A 3,884-nucleotide genomic window follows, 5' to 3' on the forward strand; every position below is an offset into this window, starting at 1 on the left:
CGCCCGGGCGGGCGCACCACGACCGGCCGTCACCGCAGGAGCTTGTCCGCCGTGACCGGCAGGTCCCGCACCCTGATCCCCGTGGCGTGGTGGACGGCGTTGGCCACCGCCGCGGCGGACCCGACGATGCCGATCTCGCCCGCGCCCCGCGACCCCATGGGGGTGGCGCGGGGGTCCTCCTCGTCCAGCCACTCCGCCCGCAGGTCGCCCACGTCGGCGTTGGTGGGGACGTGGTACTCGGCGAAGTCGCCGTTGGCGATGTGGCCGTACCGCGGGTCCCGGAAGCTCTCCTCGTGCAGCGCCATCGACAGGCCCATGACCATCCCGCCGAGGAACTGCGAGCGCGCCGTGCGCGGGTTGACCACCCGGCCGATGGAGAACAGGCCGTACATGCGCGGCACCCGGACCTCGCCCGTGTCCGCGTTCACCCGCGCCTCGGCGAAGTGCGCCCCGAAGGAGTAGACCGAGTACGACTCGTCCACGGTGTCCTCCGCCCCGCTGCCCTCGGCCTCCGCGCCCGGGGCCGGGGAGTCCCCGTGCCGGTCGCGGAAGGCCCGGGCGGCGGTCACGATGGCCGTCCCCCAGGAGCTGGTCCCGCTGGAGCCTCCCGCGACCGAGGCCGACGGGAAGGCGGTGTCGCCGATGCGCAGCCGGATGTCGGAGGCGGGCAGGCCCAGCGCGTCGGCGGCGATCTGGGTGAGCGCGGTCCAGGCCCCGGTGCCGATGTCCACCGCGCCGATGGACACCTCGTAACGGCCGTCCCGGCCGTAGCGGACGCGGGCCACCGATCCGGGGTTGAACAGGTGCGGGTAGCTCGCCGAGGCCACGCCGGTGCCCACCAGCCAGTCCCCCTCCCGGCGGACGCCTGGCCGGGGGTCGCGCCCGTGCCAGCCGAAGCGCTCGGCGCCCTCGCGCAGGCACCGCACCAGGCGCCGGTCCGACCACGGGGAACCGCTCTGCGGGTCGGTCTCGGGCTCGTTGCGCACGCGCAGCTCGACGGGGTCGACGCCGCAGGCCTGGGCGAGTTCGTCCATGGCGGCCTCGGCCGCGTACATCCCCGGGGCCTCGCCGGGGGCGCGCATCCAGAAGTTGACCGGCACGTCCAGGGGCGCGATCCGGTGGGTGGTGCGGCGGTGGGGCGCGGCGTACATCCACCGCGAGCACATCGCGCTGTTCTCGGTGAACTCCTTGATCCTGGCGGTCTGCTCCACGGAGTCGTGGACGACCGCGGACAGGCGCCCGTCGCGGTCGGCGCCCAGGCGCACCCGCTGGATGGTGGGTGTGCGGTAGCCCACCAGGCAGAACATCTGCTGGCGGGTCAGCGCGAACTTGACCGGCCGCCCGGGCAGGGCGCGGGCGGCCATCGCGGCCAGGACGTCGTGCGCGTGCGCCTCCCCCTTGGAGCCGAAGCCGCCGCCCACGTGGGGCGCGACCACCCGGACCCGTTCGGGGTCGAGCCCGAACACCCCGGCCACGGACGCGCGGACCACGTGCACGCCCTGGGTGGAGTCGTAGAGGGTGAGGTCGCCGGTGGCCTCCTCCCACAGGGCCGTGGTGGTGTGCGGCTCCATGGGGTTGTTGTGCTCGGTGGGCGTGCTGTAGGTCTGGTCGACCACGACCTCGGCGGCGGCCAGGGCCGCGTCGGGGTCGCCCTGCTCGGTGTCGGAGGCGGGGCCCTCGTCGTCCTCGCCCACGGGCCGGTAGAGGCCGCGGTGGTCGGCGGTGAGCACCACGTCGTGCTCGAAGCGCTCGTAGTCCACCTTCACGAGTCCGGCCGCCTGGCGGGCGGTCTCGGGGGTGTCGGCCACGACCGCGGCGACGAACTGGCCGTGGAAGGACACCTCGCGGGACTGGAGCACCGCGAACTCGCGGTCCTCGGTGTCGGCGAGGCGTTCGGCGTTGTCCGGGGTCAGGACGGCGCGCACACCGGCCAGGGCCTCGGCGGCGGAGGCGTCGACCGCGGTGACGCGCCCGCGCGCGACGGTGGACAGCACCGGGTGCAGGTACAGGGGGTCGGCGAGCGGGTGCTCGTAGGCGTAGGGCGCCCGTCCGGTGACCTTGTCGGCGCCCTCCAGGCGGGGCAGCGGCTGGCCCATGGCCCGCGCGTCCAGCGTCCCGGTCATCGTGCCTCCTCGGCGGTCAGGTCGCGCAGGGTCGCGGCCAGGGTGTTGACGGCCATGGGTACCTTGAAGGCGTTGTCCGGGCCGGTGGCGGCGTCGGCGAGTTCGGCCCGGGCGGCCTCGCGGAAGGCCTCCTCGGTGGCCGGTCCGCCGCGCAGCGCCTCCTCGGCGCGGCTGGCGCGCCAGGGCGCGTGCGCCAGGCCGCCGAAGGCCACGCGCACGTCCTCGACGGTGCCGTCCACCACGCGCAGCGCCGCGGCCACCGACACCAGGGCGAAGGCGTAGGAGGCGCGGTCGCGGACCTTGCGGTAGGCCGAGCGGGCGGCCAGGGGCAGGCGGGGCAGGTCGACGGCGGTGATGAGGTCGCCGTGTTCCAGGACGGTGTCGCGCTGGGGTTCGTCCCCCGGGAGGCGGTGCAGGCCGGGCATGTCCACAGTGCGCTCCCCGGCGGGGCCCAGCACGTGGACCCGGGCGCCCAGGGCGGTCAGGGCGACCGCCATGTCGGAGGGGTGGGTGGCCACGCAGTGCTCGGAGGCTCCCAGGACGGCGTTGTAGCGGCCGTAGCCCTCGATCGCCGAGCAGCCCGTGCCGGGTTCGCGCTTGTTGCAGGGCATGGCGGTGTTCTGGAAGTACACGCACCGGGTGCGCTGGAGGAGGTTGCCGCCCGTGGTGGCGGCGTTGCGCAGCTGGCCGGAGGCGCCCGCCAGCAGGGCCTGGGAGAGCACGGGGTAGGCGCGGCGGACGCCGGGGTGGGCGGCCAGGTCGCTGTTGGGCACGGCGGCGCCCACGCGCAGGCCGCCGTCGGGCAGTTCCTCGATCCGGTGGCTGAGCAGGTCGCGCACGTCCACGAGGGAGGTGGGATCGGCGATGCCGAGTTTCATGTGGTCGACCAGGTTGGTGCCCCCGCCGATGTAGGAGGCGCCGGGGTCGCCCGCGACCGCGGTGACGGCCTCGGCGGCCCCGGCGGGGCGGGTGTAGTGGAAGGGTTTCACTGCGCGGCCTCCCGGATCGCGGCGACGATGTTGACGTAGGCGCCGCAGCGGCACAGGTTGCCGCTCATGCGCTCGCGGATCTCGTCGTCGTCGAGGCCGACCGGCGCTTGGAGGTCCTCGGTGACGTGGCTGGGCCAGTCGGCGGCGGCCTCCTCCAGCATGCCCACGGCCGAGCAGACCTGGCCGGGCGTGCAGTAGCCGCACTGGAAGCCGTCGTTCTCGACGAAGGCGCGGGCGACGGGGTGCAGCTGCCCCTCCTCGGCGAGTCCGGCGGCGGTGGTGACGCTGGCGCCGTCGTGCGCGACCGCGAAGGTCAGGCAGGGGACGACGCGGCGGCCCTCCAGCAGGACCGTGCAGGCCCCGCACTGGCCGTGGTCGCAGCCCTTCTTGGGCGAGGTGACGCCCAGCCGGTCGCGCAGCGCGTCCAGCAGGGTGGTGCGTGTGTCGACGGTGAGTTCGCGTTTCTCCCCGTCGACGTGCAGTGTGATCGTGGCCTCCACCGGCAGTGCCCTTCCTCGTGTGTGGGTCGGTGTCCTGCGCGCCGCCGTCCACGCGGCCCGCCCGGCGCACCGCGCCAGGGACTCGTCACAGTCTGTGACAGGCGTGGGGCTCCCGGAAGCCGACACGGCGCGCGGGGCCGGGAAGGGGGCGTCCGGGGAGCCGCCACTGTGGCGCGTAACCCGCAGGGGAGGGGCTAAACACCCGGCGCCCGCGTGCGCGGGGCGCGCCGGGCGCGGATCGGCCCCGGCCGGGGGCGGAACCCGGCCGGGGC

General features: G+C 75.3%; 3 protein-coding genes. All 3 read right to left on the minus strand.

All coding sequences use genetic code 11. From position 1 onward, the window contains the following. Positions 1-29 precede the first annotated feature (29 nt). The 3 genes from DQW06_RS12185 to DQW06_RS12195 are packed head-to-tail and all read right to left on the minus strand — an operon-like array spanning position 30 to position 3,612. Complete coding sequence (locus DQW06_RS12185; protein WP_117198458.1) at positions 30-2,123, minus strand: xanthine dehydrogenase family protein molybdopterin-binding subunit; 2,094 nt, start codon at positions 2,121-2,123, stop codon at positions 30-32. Beyond that, positions 2,120-3,112 carry a xanthine dehydrogenase family protein subunit M gene (locus tag DQW06_RS12190; protein ID WP_117198459.1) on the minus strand — a complete coding sequence of 331 codons (993 nt, stop codon included), beginning with the start codon at positions 3,110-3,112 and terminating at the stop codon, positions 2,120-2,122. Before DQW06_RS12190 ends, DQW06_RS12185 begins: the two co-directional genes overlap by 4 nt. After that, positions 3,109-3,612, minus strand: a complete 504-nt coding sequence (locus DQW06_RS12195; protein WP_013152879.1) for a 2Fe-2S iron-sulfur cluster-binding protein — start codon at positions 3,610-3,612, stop codon at positions 3,109-3,111. Before DQW06_RS12195 ends, DQW06_RS12190 begins: the two co-directional genes overlap by 4 nt. Between the last annotated feature and the right edge of the window lie 272 nt (positions 3,613-3,884).

The organism is Nocardiopsis sp. TNDT3, from assembly GCF_003427465.1.
In the GTDB taxonomy this organism is placed as follows: Bacteria; Actinomycetota; Actinomycetes; order Streptosporangiales; family Streptosporangiaceae; genus Nocardiopsis; species Nocardiopsis dassonvillei.

Bases quoted from the DNA above. Each gene is read 5' to 3' on its own strand.
- DQW06_RS12185 (WP_117198458.1), bottom strand. From the start codon at position 2,123: ATGACCGGGACGCTGGACGCGCGGGCCATGGGCCAGCCGCTGCCCCGC.